The sequence below is a fragment of the Nonomuraea polychroma genome (genome assembly GCF_004011505.1).
Classification (GTDB): Bacteria; Actinomycetota; Actinomycetes; order Streptosporangiales; family Streptosporangiaceae; genus Nonomuraea; species Nonomuraea polychroma.
Window position 1 is genome coordinate 5,873,852 of the sequence record NZ_SAUN01000001.1, and the last position, 17,853, is coordinate 5,891,704.

Below are 17,853 nucleotides of genomic sequence, written 5' to 3' on the forward strand. Positions count from 1 at the left end.
TCAAAAATCGGATATTTGTGCGCAAAGTGATTACCGTTGCTTGTGAGGTGCTTTGACGTACGCTACAGTTCCTTGATCGACAGGGTCTGTTGCCACTGTGTGCTGTAGGGCGAGCGGCGCACGATAGACATTCACAGGGTGGGTATAGATGGGCTTCCGCAATACACGACTGCGGACCAAAGTCACGGCTCTGCTGCTCTCCCTGGCGGCGTTGTGGGCCTTCGCTGCGTGGGTCACTCTTCGCGAGGGTGTCAACTTGCTGTGGGTCACCCAGCTGAACTCAAGCGTAGTCGACCCCAGCGTGCAGGTGCTCGAGGAGCTGCAGAAGGAGCGCCGCTTCTCGGTCGTCAAGCTGAGCGACCCCTCGCCGCGCGCCCGCAGGGAGCTGGACAGCCAGCGCAAGCAGACAGACCTCATGATCACCGCGTTCCAGGAGTCGGCCGGCGCGACGGTCGTCGACTGGGCGATGGACGACGAGGGCGCCCGCCGGCTGGCCGAGGTGTTCCGCCGCCTCGACTCGATCCAGCAGACCCGGCAGGCCGTCGACGCCGGACGGCTGAACCGGGTCCAGGCCATGGACGCCTTCGCCACCGTCATCGACCCGTTCTACAACCTCTACGGCGCGGTGGCGACTCTCGACGACAAGACCATCGCCAAGGAGATCCGCGCCCTGTCCGCCCTGAGCCGGGCCCGGGAGGTCCTCAGCCGAGAGGACGCGCTGCTCACCGGCGCGCTCACCGAAGGACGGCTGTCCCCCGCCGAGCACGCGGAGTTCACCCAGACCGTGGGCGCCTGGCACATCGTCGCCGACCAGGCCGCATCGGAGCTGCACGAATCCGATCGGATCGCCTACGACAGGCTGGTCAAGGGCTCGTCGTTCGTCCAGCTCGCCGGCCTGGAACGGCAGATCTCCGAGCAGAGTCCGGCCATCGGCGCCCTTCCGTTCGGCGCCGAGGAGTGGAAGACGGTGTCGGGGCGGGCACTCAACGACTTCAACACCATGGTGCTCGCCGGCGGAGACCGCGTGGTCGACAGGGCCGTGCCGGTCGCCGTCAACGTGATCATCCGACTGGTCCTGGCGGGCGGTCTCGGGCTCATCGCGGTCATCGCCTCGATCATCCTGTCGATCACCACGGCCCGCGCGATCTTCGCCCAGCTGCAGAAGCTGCGCGACGCCGCGCACGAGCTGTCCGACGACCGGCTGCCCGGCGTCGTCGAGCGCATCGGTCGCGGCGAGGAGGTCGACCTGGCCAAGGAGGCGCCGGACCTGGACTTCGGCGACGACGAGATCGGCCAGGTGGGCCAGGCGTTCAACACGGTGCAGCGCACCGCGATCAAGGTGGCGGCCGAGCAGGCGGAGCTGCGCCGCAGCATCCGCGACATCCTGCTCAGCCTGGCCCGCAGGACTCAGGGCCTGGTGCACCGGCAGCTCACCGTGCTCGACGTGATGGAGCGCCGCGAGACCGACCCCGAGGAGCTGAAGGAGCTCTTCCGGCTGGACCACCTGGCCATCCGGATGCGGCGCAACGCGGAGAACCTCATCGTGCTCTCCGGTTCCTCCCCGGCCCGCACGTGGCGCCGCTCGGTCCCCATGGTCGACGTCGTGCGCGGCGCGCTGGCCGAGGTCGAGGACTACACGCGGGTCACGCTGCTGCCGATGGGCGAGGTCGTGCTCGTCGGCCGGGCCGTCGGTGACGTCGTGCACCTGCTCGCCGAGCTCATCGAGAACGCCGTGTCGTTCTCGCCTCCGTACACGAACGTGCAGGTCACCGGCCAGCTCGTGGCCAACGGGTACGTGGTCGAGATCGAGGACCGGGGCCTGGGCATGAAGCCCGAGGACCTGGAGGCCGCGAACGAGCGCATCGCGAACCCGCCGGAGTTCCGCATCACGGGCACCGCCCGCCTGGGCCTCTACGTGGTCAGCCAGCTCGCCAGGCGGCACGACATCCAGGTGGTGCTCAAGGCCTCGCCGTACGGCGGGACCACGGTCGTGGTCCTGCTGCCGCAGGAGCTCGTCCAGCTCGACCCCAGGCCGGAGCCTCAGGGCGGCGGCGGGGAGCGGCTGCCGCGCCGTCCGACGGCGGTGGCCACGGTGGCCCGCCCCGTCGCCGGAGAGGTGGCCCGTCCCGTCACGGCGGAGGCGCCCCGCGGCGCGGAGAACGTCCGCGCGCTCAAGCCCACCCGCCCGGCGCCCGTTGCCGAACCTGCCCCCGCGCCCGTTGCCAAGCCTGGCCTCGTCCCTGCCCCCGAACCAGTACCAGAGCCGCCAGCTGAACCGGAGCAGCAGCCCGTGGCCGAATTCACCCCGTCGGGGCTGCCGCTCCGCGTGCCACAGGCGAACCTTGCGCCGGCGCTGCGGGACGACACGCCCAAGCAGCCAGACCTCGAGGAGGACGATGACGAGCGTTCGCCGGAGGAGATCCGCGCGATGATGGGATCTCTGCAGTCAGGCACGCGCCTTGGCCGCACGCAGGCGGCCAAGATGCTGGATGAGCAGCAGGGAGGCGAGGCACCATGACCCCCACCGCGGGCACCGACCTCAACTGGCTCCTCGACGACCTCGTCGCGCGCGTCAAGGAGACCGAGCACGCCATCGTGCTGTCCTCCGACGGCCTGCTGATGGCCTCGTCCGCCGGGTTGCAGCGGACCGACGGCGAGCATCTGTCCGCCGTGGCCTCCGGGCTGCAGAGCCTGGCCAAGGGCGTCTCGGACTACATCTCCGGCGGCGCGGTGCGGCAGACGGTCGTGGAGTGGAGGCACCAGTTCCTCGTCGTGACCGCGGCGGGCGAGCGTGCCTGCCTGGCCGTGTTGTGCGCGCAGAGCGCCGACATCGGGCTGGTCGCGTACGAGATGGCCATGATGGTCGCACGGGTGGGCCAATACCTCACCTCGGGCGCCCGCAACGCCGAGGCCGTGGCCAGGAGCGAGCGGTGACAGGCATCGGTGGCCCGACGGACGAGCACTGGGTCGATCCGGAGATCGTCCGGCCCTATGTCGTCACACGCGGCCGGACCCAGCCGGCACACGGCAGGTTCGACCTGATCTCCATGGCCTTGGCGGTGGGTGCGCCGCCAGGCCCGGACGCCGGACTGGACCCCGAGCACCTGCGGATACTCCAGCTCTGCCGCGAGCCCAAGTCCGTCGCCGAGATCGCCGCGCACCTGAATCTCCCGGCCGGCACGATCCGCGTGCTGCTCGGCGACCTGTTCGACCGCGAACTCGTCTCTGCCCAGGAACCACAATCTGAGGTGGACATGCGTGACATGAAGATGTACAGGGCGGTGCTCGATGGTCTTCGCTCGCTCTGAGCGCCCGCGCCTGCCGACGGCGATCAAGATCCTGATCGCCGGGGGCTTCGGCGCGGGCAAGACGACGATGGTCGGCGCGGTCTCCGAGACCCGGCCGCTGCGGACGGAGGAGGTGCTCACCGACCGGGGCATCGGTGTGGACGACCTCACCTCGGTGGAGGCCAAGCGCACCACCACCGTGGCGATGGACTTCGGCCGGATCACCCTGAACAACGACTACGTGCTCTATTTGTTCGGGACGCCCGGGCAGGAGCGGTTCTGGTTCGTGTGGGACGAACTGGCGGAGGGCTCGCTCGGCGCCGTGATCCTGGCGGACACGCGGCGGCTGGCGGACTGTTTCCCTTCGGTGGACTATTTCGAGCGGCGGCACACGCCGTTCGTGGTGGCGGTCAACTGTTTCGAGGGGGCGCCGACGTTCGAGCTGGAGGAGGTACGTCTGGCGCTCCAGCTCGACCCGTCGATCCCGATCATCATGTGCGACGCCAGGAAACGGGATTCGAGCAGGGAGGTCCTGATCGAGCTGGTGAAGCATTCGGCGAAGCTGCGGGCGGAGCCGGTCGGGAGCTGAGCGGGCCGTGTCAGGCTGGATTGACAAAGAGGTTCGTGTCAATCTAGCCTGACAAGCATGCGCACTATCACACTGGCCAGCCCGGCTCCCGAGGAGCCGATGGCGGAACCCAACGACCGGACGACGAAACGGTTGCTCCTGTGCGGGGCCATCGCGGGACCGCTGTTCGTCGTCACGTTCCTCGTCCAGGGCGCCGTGCGCGCCCATTACGACACGCTGCGCCACCCGGTCAGCTCGCTCGCGCTGGGCGGGCACGGCTGGGTCCAGGCGGCCAACTTCGTGGTCGCGGGTCTGCTGACGATCGCCTTCGCCGTGGGACTGCGGCGGGCGCTCAAGAATGCGTTCTGGGGGCCGGCCCTGGTGGGACTCTGGGGGCTCTCGCTGGTCGGCGCGGGAGTGTTCACCACCGACCCGGTGAGCGGGTACCCGCCGGGGACCCCTGATCTGTTGTCGCAGCACAGCGGCCTGTCCGCGGAGTTGCACGACCTGTTCTCGCTGCCGGGCTTCATCGCGATCGCCGCGGCGTGCGTGGTGTTCGCGGTACGGTTCGCACGGACTCGGGAGGCGGGGTGGGCCGTCTATTCGGCGGTGAGCGGAGCGGCGTTCGTGACGGCCATGGTGCTGGCCACCATCGCGTTCGCGCAGAACCCTGCGCTGGTCGCCTACGGCGGGCTCTTCCAGCGGATCGCGGTGGCCGTCGGATGGGCGTGGCTGGCCCTGCTGGCAGTGCGGCTGGTCAGACGGAGTCCAGCGTGAGCGGGTTCCCGTTCGTGTCAGTGGCGAGGCGAAGATAGGCGTCGAGTGCTGCGGCACCGGCCAGCATCGCGCGCCCGCGGGCGGACAGCCGGCCGCGCCAGTCCCGCAGGGCGTCCTCCAGCGGCGCCAGCCCGCCCGCCGCGCGTACCTGCTCGATCAGCGGCGCGATCTGCTCCAGCAGGTAGCCGCCGCGCCTGAGCTGGTGCGCGAGCTGGGCATCCCGTACGTCGGCCGCGGTGTAGACCCGGTAGCCGGTCTGCGGGTCACGTCGCGGCCGCACCAGCCCGGCCTGCTCCCATTTGCGCAGCGTCGCGGGCCGGATCCCGAGTTTCCTGGCCAGCGGCCCGATGAAGGTGACGCCGGGCCCGGGAGGGGCGGCGGGCGTCAGGTCGCGCAGGGCGTTCTCCACGGCCTGGAGGGTCCGGCGGTCGTCGAGGAGCTGGGCGTGGCTCTCGTCGATGATCTTCAGCGCCTCCTCGACGCCGCCCCCGTTCACCGCCTGCATGATCGAGGTCGCGGTCTGGTGGCCGTGGGCGGGCACGAGGGCGAGGAACGCGCGGAGCGCTTGCGCGTGCCGCGCGGTGTAGGTGCGATAGCCGTGGGGCGTGCGGGCGGCGTCCGGGAGGATGCCTGCCTGCTCGTAGTTTCTGATCGCCTGGGTGGACAGGCCGTGTTCGCGGGCCAGGTCCACCGGCCTCAGCCGCTCAGCGGATGCCATGGATGTGTCACCGTGTTGAAGGTAGGCCGCCGCCGGAGCGGGGGGGTGTCGCGCGAAAGTTTACACAGAAAGTTCAACGATACCGTAGAAGGCATGTCGTCATCGAAGAGAACAGGCCCGCTCGTCCAGGACGTCGCGTCTTCCCTCGACGGCGAGGGTGTCGCCGCCGTCACGAGGCTCCTGCGCACCCTCCCCGCGCGGCCCCGCCTGCTCGGGCTCGGCGAGCCCACGCACGGCGAGGAGGCGCTTCCCGAACTGCGGAACGAGATCTTCCGGCATCTCGTCGAGCACGAGGGCTACCGATCCTTCGCCCTTGAGAGCGACTGCCTCATGGGCGTGGCCGTCGACGACTACGTCACGGCCGGCAAGGGGACGCTCGACGAGGTCATGGAGCGCGGCTTCAGCCACGGGTTCGGCGCGTCGCCGGCCAACCGGGAGCTGGTGCGCTGGATGCGGGCGCACAACGAGGACCGGCCGGCCGCGGAGCGGCTGCGCTTCTTCGGGTTCGACGGCCCCCTGGAGATGACCCGGGCGGCCGATCCCCGGCAGGCGCTGACCGCGCTGCACGGCTATCTGGCGGCCTGGTTGGACGCGGGCCTGCTCCCCTGCGCCGCGGACGACCTGGACCGACTGATCGGGGCGGGCGAGCGATGGAGCAATCCCGCGGCGGCCATGGACGCCTCCCAGTCGATCGGGCAGTCCGCCGAGGCCAGGCAGCTCCGCCTGGTCGCGGACGACCTGGTGGCGTTGCTCGACGCGTACGCGCCGCACCTGATCGCCTCGACCTCGCGGGACGACTGGTGGCGGGCGAGCCTGTACGGGCGCACCGCGACCGGCCTGCTCCGCTACCACTACTGGATGGCCGACGACTCCCCCGCCCGGGTGTGGCGGCTGATGAGCCTGCGTGACGGGATGATGGCCGGCAACCTCCAGACCATCGCCGAGTACGGCCCGACACTGATCTACGCCCACAACCGCCACCTGCAGCGGGAGAAGAGCACCTGGCAGCTGGCCGACATGGCGCTGGACTGGTGGAGCGCCGGCGCGATCGTCAGCGCCCGCCTGGGCGACCAGTACGCCTTCGTGGCCTCGGCGCTCGGCGCCATGCCGCACCAGGCGCTCCCCGTTCCCCATACCGACACCGTGGAGGGGCTGCTGTACACGTTGCCGGACAACCGCTACCTCATCGACGCCCGCCGGCTGGCCGCCGCCCTCGCCGAGACGGGCACGAAGCCGGTCCCGCGGACCGACATCTCGGCGAACTACGGCTACTTCGCGCTTGACCCGGCCCACCTCGGTGACAACGACGGAATCGTCTTCATCAAGGATGTCCCGTCCTGATCAGGACTCGGCCACCAGAGGGACGCGATCGCGGGCCAGCACCTGCTCGCAGGCCAGCAGCAGCACCCCCGCGCTCCAGGCGTGCGACAATGTCAGGTACATGCCCTTCGGCTGGAAGCAGTCCGTCTGGTAGTAGCGCTCGGTGATCATGCCGCGGTAGGCGTTGACGTCGCCGTCGGCCGCCGGGAGCAGCTGGCGGAAACACTCCAGGGTCTCGTGCGCCCGCTCGGCATAGTAGGGATCGCCGAGCGCCTGAGACAGCTCGATCAGCTCGGCCGTGCACACCAGCCCGTACGCGTGCACATGCTGGTTCGACGGTGAGGCCTGGTCGGCGCCGCGAGTGGCGAAGCCGTACACGCCGAGCGGGCTGCGAGGCGGGAAGCGCACGTTGTAGGAGTAGCGGAAGGTGAGCATCGAGTCGGGGGCGCGGCGGGCCAGGTCGAGCCAGCGGCGCTCGCCCGTGCGGCGGTGCAGCGCCATGTACGCGATCACGGCCGCGTAGCCGTCCTCCGAGGTCGGGGCGAAATCCACGTCCTCGGGCGCGCCGTAGACGAACTCGTCGTCGACGAACGCCGCGTAATACTCCTCCGCCCGCTCGGCCGCGCGCAGGTAATGCTCCTCACCGGCCTCGGCCAGGGCGGCCACCCAGGTCAGGCCGGAGGCCCCCGACCAGGACAGCACCTCGCCGGTGGCGGCGTGGTGCAGCGTGCCGAGGTTGCCGTCGGGGCGCTGGCGGGCGACCATCGCGTCCAGGTTGGAGCGGGCGGCGGCCAGCCAGCCGGGCTCCGGCCGCAACCGCAGCGCCCGCAGCAGGAACAACGTCGCCTCGCCCAGCGTGCGGGCGTGCAGGGCGTCCTTGACCGGCGTCCAGCTCGTGTTCCTCGCCGGGCTGCCAGACGTGGGTGGCGGCCTGGGCGGGCAGCGGCAGCACCGAGCCGTAGTAGGTGATCGGATATTCCTGGTACGGGAACACCATCGAGACCGTGGCCCGGCCGGCCGAGTGCTCGATGGCCAGGCCCGTGGTACCGAGCGGCGACTCCTCGTCCGCGATCAACGCGACGCCGAAGACGTCGCCCCACGCCATGACGGCCGGGGTGGCGGCCCGGTCGGCGCGGAATCCCCACCGGGACGACACCATCTCCTCCGGTCGGTCGGCGCCCGCCTCGAAACGGGGGAAGACCCGCTCGCAGGCCGCGGGCCGGTTCTCGCCGTAGAACAGGCCGGGGATCAGCCACCACGGGTCGGCGGCCGGCACCGACCTGCTGACGCGTACCCTGCCGGCGGCCGGCGCGGCCCCGTCGTAGCGGATGGTGAGGCGCAGCTCGCGGCGGCTCGTAAACCGTCTCGCTGGGGGCGCAGTTGTGCACCAACACCCCGTCAACGATGAAAGTGTGCTCCGGGTCGTCGACAGTGACGTCATACACGTCGCCGACGTCGACCGGCTCTACGCTCGCCACGTCCACCCACACGATCCCGGCTTCGGCGTCGTGCTCGGCATGCCGCTTCATGGGGGCGTCGACGGCCCACTGCACGCGGTAGGACTCCGACGCACCGTCGATCTTCCGGCCGTCCACCCACGACTCGCTCGCGGAACTCCGCACGCTGAAGGTAGGGGTGTGCCCGAGTGAGCGCACCAGCATCGCCACGCTGACCGCGAGCGCGCGACTGACGGTGCTGACGGAGATTCGCCGTGACTGACCGCCACGCTGCGACTCGTGCCCGTCAGCGTCGCAGTACCCGGCGAGCAGCGCCGCGCGCAGGTCGGCTGGCCAGTGCATCGCCGACGCCGGAACCTGCTTGTCGCGGGCGCTGCGACCCGCGCCCAGTTCGGCGAACCAATCCCGCGCGGCCGAGCGCAACTCGAACTGGGTGACGGTCGGGTACTCGCGACGGCTGAACCCGATCTCGGCGAGGACGAGTTGCTTCTCCAGGTGATCGGCCTCGCCGTGGGCACTGCACAGGTAGGAAGCGTCCATGTCGGCGCGCCCGTTCCCGGCTTTGCGCTTGCGAGAGGTCCACCCGTCACCGAGGTAGCGACCGAGGATGTACGCGCGGGCCTGCGCCACGTCCGGATCATCGCCGAGGAAGGCGTCGTGGACCTCAGGTCCGACCAGCAGCGGCAGTGCGATCTGGTCACCCCGGCGCAGGTCTGCGGCCGGGATGAACTCGGGAGCCTCGAACCGGTTGAGGCCGGGGCGCCCCGGGCGACCGACGTTCCCATCGGCGCTCTGCGACTCCCGGGCGCGCAGTCCGCCCGCCGTGATCCGGTTGCGGCGCGCCCAGATCGGGTGCTCCGCAGTGACGGTGCTCACCACGCCCTGCGCGCGCAGTTCCAGCCGTTCGGCCTCGCGGGTGAATACCGCGCTGACGGTGCGCACGGCGCCGGAGCCGGTGACCACCTGGTCGCCGATCTCGATCTCTTCGATCGGCACGAGACCGTCTCCCCGGACGGTCCGAACGTAGCCGTCAAACGCGACTGGGAATCAGCCCTGCATTCATTGCGCGGGAAGCTTAGATAAAGGGGTTTTCGTCGCGAGTTTCGCGCTCATATGGATATTGAATTACTCCAATAAGCTCTATAAGTTGTTCTTTAACCTCGGCCCATCGAGCTCTCCGCGCAGCTTCGATGGACTGTTCGGTGCTAAAATTAGACCTTTTGGCAGCGCATTGGCCAACGATTTTTTGAGCCTCCTTTGCCACGTCTAGCACGTTAGGCTTAAAGCGATTCTTGTGAATGATGTGAGCCTGCTCCATTTCTCGCTGAGCGATCGCGTTTACGGCGATCGCCGCGACCCACATGATATCTTCAGAAGTTCGGTCACTTCCGTCTCTTCCAGAGAAATACTCGTGATGCGATTTTGCCAGCTCAGATACATCTACACGCGCCTCGATAAATTCTCTAGCTGTCGCAATATAGGCAAGCGCTAGATCGAGATGTGTAGAACTTAGTTCATCGCTGCAGGCGCGAAGGGCGCGTTCGGCGAACTTGAGTGAGAGGATCTTGGATTCGAATTCTCCGACTTCACACAGGAGTTCGTTGAGGATGCGAGGAATAACAATCACTACCATGACCGCCTTCCAACGTTCAGAGCTTCCAGCATTTGTTCAGGAGTTCCCGCAACCTTCCTGAGCTGATTCAGGCCATATAGATCCTTGAGACGATCTGCGTTCATAAACTGCTCGCCAGGGAAGCCTCCACTAGAGGTCTTCAGTTCGACCACCCATCCGACGGGCGCTCTCGGGTTGGAAGGGTCAATCACGAGGAAGTCTCCCATCGAACTCTTACCATGAGTTCTGAATATCTGGAGGTTCGGCTTCTTAGCGAGAAGGTCCTTGACGAATTTAAGCTCGGCCTTGGTCATTGCGTAGGCGCCACCAGCTGCTTGTTGGCCCGGCTTAATTCTAACTGGTGCAAAGCAGTTGGTGTTGTGAACGAGGACGTTAACGTCCCCGACGCCAACATGGTAGGTATGAATGTCGGCGACAGACAGGTTGTATACCTGTTGCGGTGCTGTCCAACGCTTCACATCGGTGACTTGGATCCACGTGCCGACGGAGGTGCGAAGCCATGATCCCGGCTGGAGATAGGTGGCATCAATCCACTTCCGCAGGGAAGGCACCCAGAAGGGATGCTGGGCCGTTGCAATGACCGACTTATGCTCGGCTTCCCCTTCGCGCTCCGTCCTGATGGTGATCTTGATCAGGTTCTTCGTGCCGGAGCTGTTGATCAGTGCGGTGACCTTTTTGGCTACCGTCTCCCCGGTGGTTGGGTCGGTGGCGAGGACTTCGTCTCCGACGCGTACGTCCTCAATCGGTTTACGGCTGCCGTCCGCCATCAGCACCAGGGTTCCCGGCGCAAAGCTGCTCCACTTGCACGCGTTCGCGGCGGCCTGCACGGCTTTTTGAACCGTTGGGAATTTGGCAAGCAGCTTGCCTGCCTTAATAAAAGCCCCACCCGGAAGAAAGTTGGTTGCAGCGAGCACGCATCCCCCAACGCTTCCCTCGAGGCAAGCGTTAAAGTCCTCTACGAATAATTCGTAGGCACCAGTCCAGAAGCCCTCCCACAATTTCTTACGCGACAGCTCCAGCACCTGCTTACCGGTCAGCCCCAGCGTTTTGACCAGTCTTTTACACTCCGTCAAGTCGCCAAAGGCATTGCCGGCGCACTGGTCGTAGAACTTCTTCGCCATAACGAGTTCTGCCGATGCTTTAAGCATCGCGGAGCATTGCTTGACGGTCATTGCCTTCTGGCATTCGGTGCCCTGGCCGTGGTCCGGGTTGCCCCCACCGATGGCGGGTGTAGGACTTCCCGACTTTATCCATTGCTGCCTCGCGCGATACTGGGCGTATCGAATGAGGATGTTGATCTCAGCATCGGTTGCCCCGAGATAGGCCACCTCGATGATCTGATTAATGTCCTTCGTCGAGAGCCGCCAGAAGCTATCTGTGATCTGTGTTCCGTTCGGCAGATGGCCCCTCAACTTCATTTGATCTTTGGACATGACGAGGACGACGTCGCCATTAAGCTCGCCTGCGAGGAGGCAGGTGGTGCAAAGCTCCGCCGTGCCGCCGCCTCCGTAGCAGCTTCCGATGCAATAGCCTCCTCCGTCGCTGCTGCTCCCGCCGCCGATGACGATGCCGTGCTGGGCGTAGATGTCGATGGCCGATTGGTAGTCGATGCCTGGCGTGTAGGGCGAGTCCCAGGTGGTGCCGGCCGCGCCGATGGTGGCGTGGCCGGTGGGGTCGGTTCCGGTCAGGGGTGAGGCGTTGGCGTAGGTGTAGCGGTTGGCCTGCACCGAGGGGCTGGGGGTGAGGGTGGCGGTGTCGCGGCTGGTGAAGGTGCCGGTGCCGGGCTGGTACCAGCGGGCGTGCATGTTGACCTTGCCGGTGTCCGGGTCGGTGTACTCGCCCTGGTAGCCCAGTTGGGTCTTGGTGCCGGTCTGCGCGAGGACGGTGCCGAACGGGTCATAGGCCGTGGAGGTCTGCAGGCTGGTGGTGAAGGTGGCCACCAGGTCGCCGTGCAGGTCGCTCAGCGCCGCGGCTGCAGTGCCGTTGCCTTCCTTGAGGCCGAGCAGGCCGCCACCGGCATCGCGGGAGTACTGCGCTTGCACGGCACCACCGCTGTCGGTGATCGCGGCCAGGTCGTTGCCCAGACCGGAGTAGGCGAACAGCTGCTTGGCGCCGCCGCTGATGCGGGAGGCGACACGGTCGAGGGCGTCGTAGCTGTAGAGGCTGTCGCGGTCAGCGATCAGCCGGTCGAAAGCGTCGAAGGTGTAGTTGGTGGTGGCGCCGGCCTTTGTCTCGGTGGCCAGCGTGCCTCGCGGGGTATAGGTGTAGTCGGTGCCGTCGCCGCTGGTCAGCCGGTTGCGCTCGTCGTAGGCGAAGGTCTTGTCGCCGGCCTTGGTACGGTTGCCTGCGGCGTCCCACTCATACGCGGTTCTGGTGCCGCCGGGGGCGGTCCAGGAGGTGATCCTGCCAGCGTGGTCATAGGTGTAGGCGTTGGTGCCCGCGCCGGCGGTGCCTGTGGTGGTCTTGGTGGTGAGGTTGTCGTCCTTGTCCCACCCATAAGTGATCTTGGCGAGCTGGGTGCCGGAACCGTTCTTCAGCGTCTGGCCGGTGACGCGGTTCAAGTTGTCGTAGTCGAAGGTTTGAGTGCTGGCCGTGCCGCTAGTGGCGGTGATGGTCTTCAGCCGGCTGGCCGGGTCGTAGCCGTAGGTCAGGGTGCGAGCGGTGACCGGGTCGGTGACGGTCTTCAGCCGGTTGACGTTGTCGTAGGTGAAGGTCGCAGTGCCGGCCGCGTCGATGCGCTGGGTGGGATTGCCAAGCGCATCGTAGGCGTAGGCGGTCTCCTGGGTGGCGCCGCGCGAGACCTTCAGCGGTAGGTTCCGGTCGTTGTAGTCCACCGTCAGATCGCCAGCCGTGGTGGCCCGTCCAGCCAGGTCGTAGCCGAAGGTCCGCTCGGCCGTCGCGGCGCCGCCCCCGGTGCCGCTCTCCTTGGTGAGCCGGCCCAGGTGGTCGTAGGTACGGTCGATGCGCACCCCGCCGGGCTGGACGGTGGCCGTCTGGTTACCGGCCGCGTCGTAGATGTGGGTCCAAGTGCGGTCGGCCGCATCCGGGTGCGCTGTGGTGGCCGGCTCGGTCACTGTTTCCACCTGCCCGAGGCCGTTGTAGCCGGTCCAGGTGGCATTGCCGCGGCCGTCGGTGAGGCGGGTGCGGGCGCCGGTGGCGTCGTAGCCGAAGCTCGTGGTGATCGACTCGCTGGCCGAGACCGGCTCGATGAGCGAGGTGGCGCGGTTCAGCGCGTCGAAGGTCTGCTTGGTGACGTGGCCTTCAGGTGAGGTGGCGCTGGTCGTGTTGCCCGCCAGGTCGTAGCCGTAGCCGTAGGTCCGCAACACCGCGCCGGTGGCGTCGAGGTCCTTGGCGACGGTCTTGCGGCCGGCCAGGTCGTATTCGGCGATGCTGGCGTTGCCGTTCGGGTCGGTCATCTTGACCGGGCGGCCGGCGAGGTCGTGGTCCATGGTGGTCTTGTTGGTCGCCGGGTCGGTGACCGACGTGGTCTCACCGGCCGCATTGACCGTGAAGCTGGTGACCTTGACACCGGTACCTGGGTCCGGGCTGGTCTGCTTGACCAGCCGGCCGCCGTCGTCGTACTCCATCTTTGTGGTGTACGCCGCGCTGGCGGGCTTGCGTTCGATCTGGGTGGAGGTGATCTGCCGGCCGAGGTCGTCGTAGGTGGCCTGGCTGCGCGCACCGGTCGCGTCGACGGTGGCCAGCTTCTCCCCGGCCAGGTCGTACTCGGTCACCCAGGTGCCCGGGGCCTGACCGTCGGGGGCGGGGTCGGTGACGCGGACCTGCCGCCCAAGCTGGTCATAGTCGTAGGAGGTGACGTAGCCGCGCGGGTCGGTAGTGGTCTTGCGCTGCCCGGCCGCATCGTAGGAGTGCCGGACGGTCGACGTGATCGTACTGCCGCCCGGCGGCGTGTATGCCGGCGCAGCGGCGCTGGTCAGCCGGCCTGCCTTGTCGAAGGTGGAGACGAAGGTGCGGCCTTCGGCGTCGCGCTGGTGCGTGGTGTTGCCCACCACGTCGTAGCCGACCAGGGTGGCCGGGCGGGCCGGGGCGGCGGTGCCGTTCTTATCGACCTGCACCTGCGGCGCCTTGATCTCCACCAGCCGGTCCAGGATGTCGTAACGCACCGTGGTCGTGTAGTCGGCGGCGTTGGCGCCGTCGGCGTTGCCGCGCGGATCGGTGCTGGCAACGGGCAGACCACGATCGTTGTAGTCGGTTGTGGACACGATGTCCTGGGCGCCGTTTTCGATGGTCTGCCGGGTCGGCTGATTCAGCTTGTTGTAGGCGTATGTGGCGCTCTCGGTACGGCTGCTGCCGGCCGCTGTCCGGGTGGTTTTGGTGACGTTGCCGTTGGCGTCGTAGCCGAGCTCGGTCACGCGCTCCAGCCCGTTCGGGTTGGAGGCCGAGCGCGGGTCCAGCACCTGTGCCATGAGCCGGCTTGCCTCGTCGTATTCGAAGATGGTGATGGTGGTGCCGTTGCCGGTCATCTGCTCGATCAGGTTGCCGGCCGGGTCGTATTCCTCGGCCTTGACCACCACGTCCCGCGGCGTGGTGGAGCCGTTCAGCTTGGCATCGTCGGCGATCTGCTGCTTGAGCCGGTTGTCCATCCAGTACACGTTGGTGGACTTGCGGCCCATCACGTCCACCATGGACGTCAGCCGCCCACCCGGGTCATAGCCGCGGGTTTCCAGCACCACGTCCGTGGCCGGCTGCGGGTTGACCGGGCTGCCGGTCCAGCCCTTCAGCGTGCTCGTGGTCAGTTCACCGCGCTTGCTGTAGGCCTGCTCGATGACCGTGCCACGCGCGTCGGTGGTGCGGATGACCTGGCCGCGGTGGTTCCACACCTGCCGGGCGATGCCGCCCTCGGCGTTGGTGAGCGAGTCCTGGCGGCCGTGCGCGTCGTAGGTGAAGGTCGTCACCCGATCCGGCTCGCCGCCGGTCAGGTCGGCGATCGTCTCGGTCAGCGGGTTTCCGTCGGGGTCGTAGGTGGTGCGGGTCTGCGCGGTGTGCGTGACCCCGCTGATCTCGTTCTTCACCGCCGGGGCAGTGCCGGCAACCAGCCGGCCCCGCCCGTCATAGGTAAAGGTGGTCTTCGTCCCGTCCGGCACGGCCTGCGAGATGCGCGTGCTGGCGACCATGCGGCCGAGCGCGTCGTGGTCCAGCTTGACCACCAGGCCCTCGGGGCTGGTCTGCTCGGCCAGGTCACCGGCCGCGGTGTAGCGGTATTGCCAGGTGCTGCCGCGCGCGTCGGTCTTGCTCTTCACCAACCCCGCCGGGGTGGTGCCGCCGCCGACCGCTGCCTCGCTGCCATCGGTGTAGGCGATACTGGTTGAGCGGCCCTGCGGGAAGTCCGCCGTGGCAGGGGTGGTCTGCTTGGTCTGCTCCCCGTAGCTGTTGTACTCGATCGTCGTGGCGAAGGTGGGGTCGGTGTCACTGGCCGAGCGGCCGTCCCGGTAGGCCGTCACCTGGTCGTTACGCGGGTCGAACGGGTCGCTGGCATTCAGGTAGTAGGTCCAGAACTCGATCGCGCACTCCCCCGGCGCCCGGCAGTACTGCCGGCCCAGAGTGTTGCCGCGCTTGTCCTGGTAGATCTCGTTGGCGATGTCGTTGCGGTCGATCACCTTCGTGAGAAAGCCCGCCTGGTCGTACTCGTACCAGATGGTGTAGCCGAGTTGATCGGTCTCGCCCCGGATGCGGTAACCGCGCCAGGCGTCGTAGAGGTAGACGAGGGTGTTGTTGTCCGGGTCGGTCACCGTCACCTGCGCCTCACCGGACTGCTGCTCGATGCCGATGTCGCCGATCTTCCAGGTGCCTGCGTCGCTGTCGACGTGGGTGGCGATCCGGTCGGTCTTGGCGTCGTAGGTGTTGACCGTCCACACCCGCCCGGACGGCAGGGTGGTCTTGGTGAGCTTGTGCGGGGCGCCGGTGCGGGCGGCGTAGTGGCCGGCAACTTCGGCCGCGGTCAGCGGCTTGCCGTACAGCGCCACCTCATCCAGCTGGCCCTGGAACGGGAACGCCTGCACCGCAGCCGGGACGGCCGGTGACTTGGCCGGGTCGGTGACACCGTTGCCCAAGGTGGCGTAGGTGCGCCAGCTCGTGACCGTGCCGGTCATGGTGCCGACCTGCTGGCCGTCCAGATACAGCGTCTGGTCTTGGCCGGCCACGGTCAGCGCCACGTGATGCCACTGACCGTCGTTCACCGCTCCGGTGGAGGTGACCGGGGTGGTCACCGCGTCCAGGGAGCCGCGCAGTTTGCCGTCGGTGCCCACGTACAACATCGCGCCCCGGGCCAGGCCGCTGCCGTTCTGGGCGGTGCCCGCGGCCATGATCACACCGGATTGGGTGGTCTTGAACCAGGTCTCCACCGACAGCTGGTCGCCCAGGTGCGGGATGGTATTGGAGGGCAGCTTGACCACCGATCCGGCGGCGAAGGTGGCCGCGGTGTCGGTGGTGGCGGCCAGTGCGCCCGGCTGGCCCAGCGTGATGCCCTGATAGGTGAGATCGCCGGCGCCGGTGCCCAGGTCCTCGCCGCTGGTGGCACCGGCCGCCTCGCCGAGCCGCCAGTAGCCGAACGGGTCGGAGTTGAGCACGCTGCTGCGATACAGCGACCCGTTGCCATACTCGTAGGAGGTGCAGTTCGGGGCCGCCACCGGCGCGCACACCTGCGTCAACCGGCCGCCTTCATAGCCGTAGGTCCATCGCAGCGCCGCCCCGTCGACCGGATCACTGGAGATCGACTCAACCCGGTCGGTTTGCCAGGTGAACGTCAGCGACCGGCCGCCGACACCGGTGACCTTGGCCAGTTTCCCGCCTGTGTCGTAGGTCAGCTGCTGGCTGCGGCCGCGCTGGTCGGTGATCGACGTCAGCCGGCCGGCGGTGTCGAAGCGGTAGCTGGTGGAGGCCTTGTCCATCAGCCGCCAGCCGCCGCTTTCCTCGGCGAGGGTGGCGTACAGGCCGGGCGGCGGCTGGAAGGTGCCGTCTCCGTTGGCCTTGAACCGCACCTGACGCCCGTCGGGGTAGGTCGCCAGCGCCGACGTCGATGTGCCCCGCATCTCCTTGACGATCTTCATGTCCCAGCGGGTCGACCAGCCGGGCCCGAACATGCCGTCGGTGCGCGGGTCCATGCTGTTGTAGGTGCGGACCACCGACAGTGGCGGCCCCACGGTGGCCACTCTCAGGTCGGTGAAGGTGCTGGTGTAGTTACCGTTCTGCTGGTCGAACTCCTGTCTTGATAGCCCGGAGTTGGCCAGGTTCGAGGTGACCGCCGGCTGGCGCACACCCGTGGTGAACGTCAGCACCGGCGAAGTCGTGGTCGAGAAGTCGTAGGAGTCGCGGACGGTGACCGTCCACCAGTACTGCTTGCCCCAGCTCAGCTTTCCGGCCGGGACCGTCCAGGTGTTCTTGTTGCCCGCCACATAGCCCGACGTCGCACAGCCGGTGCCGGACATCGACGCGACATCGCAAATCGTGAACGAGTACGACACGGCGTAGCTGCCGTTGCCGCTCTGCCCCCAGGCCCGCAGCGCCGGCGTCAGCGAATCGACCAGATACCCCTGCTTCGGGTACACATCCACCAAACTCGGCACTGCCAGCACTGACGCATCGGCCGCCTCCGCCCGCAACACCCCGGCAGGTAACCGCTTCGACCCCGATGCCTCAGCCGATGCCGCATCCGGCGTCCGATCCTCCAACGGCACCGCACCCTTGGGCCGTCGCACTTCGGAACGCCATCCATCCGAAGGCTCAGCAGCCGCAGACACCTGCGTGGCTGGAAGCAAGGATGCAAGCCCCGTGGCCGAGCCGGCCATCTGCTGGGGAAGCTCCGGTAAGGCTCCGGCATCCTGCTCCACCGCCGCGGCGGCCGTCGCCAGCACCGGTTGCCCATGCACTACCAGTAGGCCGGGCGCCATACCCACGAGCGCGAGCAGCGTTCCAACTGAACGACGCCATGACGAAATCCGGCGCATGCGCCATCACACTCCGAACCACAACGAAAGACACCAGCAGGGGCACCAACCGTCGCTCTCCGCCGCAGGTGGCAAACGCTCTCCGCCGGGCTCGGAGCAGATCAACATCCGACGATCAACGTAAGAAAA

12 protein-coding genes and 1 pseudogene are annotated in these 17,853 nt (G+C 67.7%); 8 read left to right on the forward strand and 5 right to left on the reverse strand.

Features of this window, described 5'->3' with window-relative positions:
• The first annotated feature begins 148 nt into the window (after positions 1-148).
• The 5 genes from EDD27_RS26815 to EDD27_RS26835 are packed head-to-tail and all read left to right on the forward strand — an operon-like array spanning position 149 to position 4,632.
• Positions 149-2,518, forward strand: a complete 2,370-nt coding sequence (locus EDD27_RS26815; protein WP_127934833.1) for a sensor histidine kinase — start codon at positions 149-151, stop codon at positions 2,516-2,518.
• On the forward strand, positions 2,515-2,934 hold the full coding sequence (locus tag EDD27_RS26820) for a roadblock/LC7 domain-containing protein (protein WP_127934834.1): 420 nt from the start codon (positions 2,515-2,517) through the stop codon (positions 2,932-2,934). The genes EDD27_RS26815 and EDD27_RS26820 overlap by 4 nt, the downstream gene beginning before the upstream one ends.
• Positions 2,931-3,308, forward strand: a complete 378-nt coding sequence (locus EDD27_RS26825; protein WP_127934835.1) for a DUF742 domain-containing protein — start codon at positions 2,931-2,933, stop codon at positions 3,306-3,308. The genes EDD27_RS26820 and EDD27_RS26825 overlap by 4 nt, the downstream gene beginning before the upstream one ends.
• On the forward strand, positions 3,289-3,876 hold the full coding sequence (locus tag EDD27_RS26830; protein ID WP_127934836.1) for a GTP-binding protein: 588 nt from the start codon (positions 3,289-3,291) through the stop codon (positions 3,874-3,876). Before EDD27_RS26825 ends, EDD27_RS26830 begins: the two co-directional genes overlap by 20 nt.
• A 57-nt stretch (positions 3,877-3,933) precedes the next feature.
• Complete coding sequence (locus tag EDD27_RS26835; RefSeq protein ID WP_241564270.1) at positions 3,934-4,632, forward strand: DUF998 domain-containing protein; 699 nt, start codon at positions 3,934-3,936, stop codon at positions 4,630-4,632.
• Here the strand turns inward: EDD27_RS26835 and EDD27_RS26840 are convergent.
• Positions 4,613-5,350, reverse strand: coding sequence for a TioE family transcriptional regulator (locus EDD27_RS26840; protein ID WP_127934837.1), 738 nt, complete (start codon positions 5,348-5,350; stop codon positions 4,613-4,615). The genes EDD27_RS26835 and EDD27_RS26840 overlap by 20 nt on opposite strands.
• A gap of 93 nt (positions 5,351-5,443) precedes the next feature.
• Between EDD27_RS26840 and EDD27_RS26845 the strand changes: the two genes are divergently transcribed.
• Complete coding sequence (locus tag EDD27_RS26845; RefSeq protein ID WP_127934838.1) at positions 5,444-6,691, forward strand: erythromycin esterase family protein; 1,248 nt, start codon at positions 5,444-5,446, stop codon at positions 6,689-6,691.
• On the opposite strand, the gene EDD27_RS54585 is transcribed toward EDD27_RS26845, so the two are convergent.
• Positions 6,692-7,510, reverse strand: a complete 819-nt coding sequence (locus EDD27_RS54585) for a hypothetical protein (RefSeq protein ID WP_241564271.1) — start codon at positions 7,508-7,510, stop codon at positions 6,692-6,694.
• A gap of 125 nt (positions 7,511-7,635) precedes the next feature.
• Between EDD27_RS54585 and EDD27_RS56930 the strand changes: the two genes are divergently transcribed.
• Positions 7,636-7,905: a hypothetical protein gene (locus EDD27_RS56930; protein ID WP_241564272.1), complete on the forward strand. Its 270-nt coding sequence runs from the start codon at positions 7,636-7,638 to the stop codon at positions 7,903-7,905.
• A 150-nt stretch (positions 7,906-8,055) separates the two neighbouring features.
• Here EDD27_RS56930 and EDD27_RS58890 read toward each other — a convergent pair.
• Positions 8,056-8,469: pseudogene (locus tag EDD27_RS58890) on the reverse strand (LAGLIDADG family homing endonuclease); the annotation flags it as partial.
• On the opposite strand from EDD27_RS58890, the gene EDD27_RS56935 reads away from it, so the two are divergent.
• On the forward strand, positions 8,407-9,210 hold the full coding sequence (locus EDD27_RS56935; protein WP_241564273.1) for a hypothetical protein: 804 nt from the start codon (positions 8,407-8,409) through the stop codon (positions 9,208-9,210). The pseudogene EDD27_RS58890 and the gene EDD27_RS56935 sit on opposite strands and share 63 nt — an antisense overlap.
• Here the strand turns inward: EDD27_RS56935 and EDD27_RS26855 are convergent.
• Positions 9,203-9,760, reverse strand: coding sequence for a hypothetical protein (locus tag EDD27_RS26855; protein ID WP_127934840.1), 558 nt, complete (start codon positions 9,758-9,760; stop codon positions 9,203-9,205). The genes EDD27_RS56935 and EDD27_RS26855 overlap by 8 nt on opposite strands.
• Positions 9,754-17,724 carry a polymorphic toxin-type HINT domain-containing protein gene (locus EDD27_RS26860; protein ID WP_127934841.1) on the reverse strand — a complete coding sequence of 2,657 codons (7,971 nt, stop codon included), beginning with the start codon at positions 17,722-17,724 and terminating at the stop codon, positions 9,754-9,756. Before EDD27_RS26860 ends, EDD27_RS26855 begins: the two co-directional genes overlap by 7 nt.
• Positions 17,725-17,853 lie beyond the last annotated feature (129 nt).

Coding starts and splice junctions, on each gene's coding strand:
- EDD27_RS26855 (WP_127934840.1), bottom strand. CDS start 9,760: ATGGTAGTGATTGTTATTCCTCGCATCCTCAACGAACTCCTGTGTGAA.
- EDD27_RS26845 (WP_127934838.1), top strand. CDS start 5,444: ATGTCGTCATCGAAGAGAACAGGCCCGCTCGTCCAGGACGTCGCGTCT.
- EDD27_RS26830 (WP_127934836.1), top strand. CDS start 3,289: ATGGTCTTCGCTCGCTCTGAGCGCCCGCGCCTGCCGACGGCGATCAAG.
- EDD27_RS26815 (WP_127934833.1), top strand. CDS start 149: ATGGGCTTCCGCAATACACGACTGCGGACCAAAGTCACGGCTCTGCTG.
- EDD27_RS26835 (WP_241564270.1), top strand. CDS start 3,934: ATGCGCACTATCACACTGGCCAGCCCGGCTCCCGAGGAGCCGATGGCG.
- EDD27_RS26820 (WP_127934834.1), top strand. CDS start 2,515: ATGACCCCCACCGCGGGCACCGACCTCAACTGGCTCCTCGACGACCTC.
- EDD27_RS26860 (WP_127934841.1), bottom strand. CDS start 17,724: ATGCGCCGGATTTCGTCATGGCGTCGTTCAGTTGGAACGCTGCTCGCG.
- EDD27_RS26840 (WP_127934837.1), bottom strand. CDS start 5,350: ATGGCATCCGCTGAGCGGCTGAGGCCGGTGGACCTGGCCCGCGAACAC.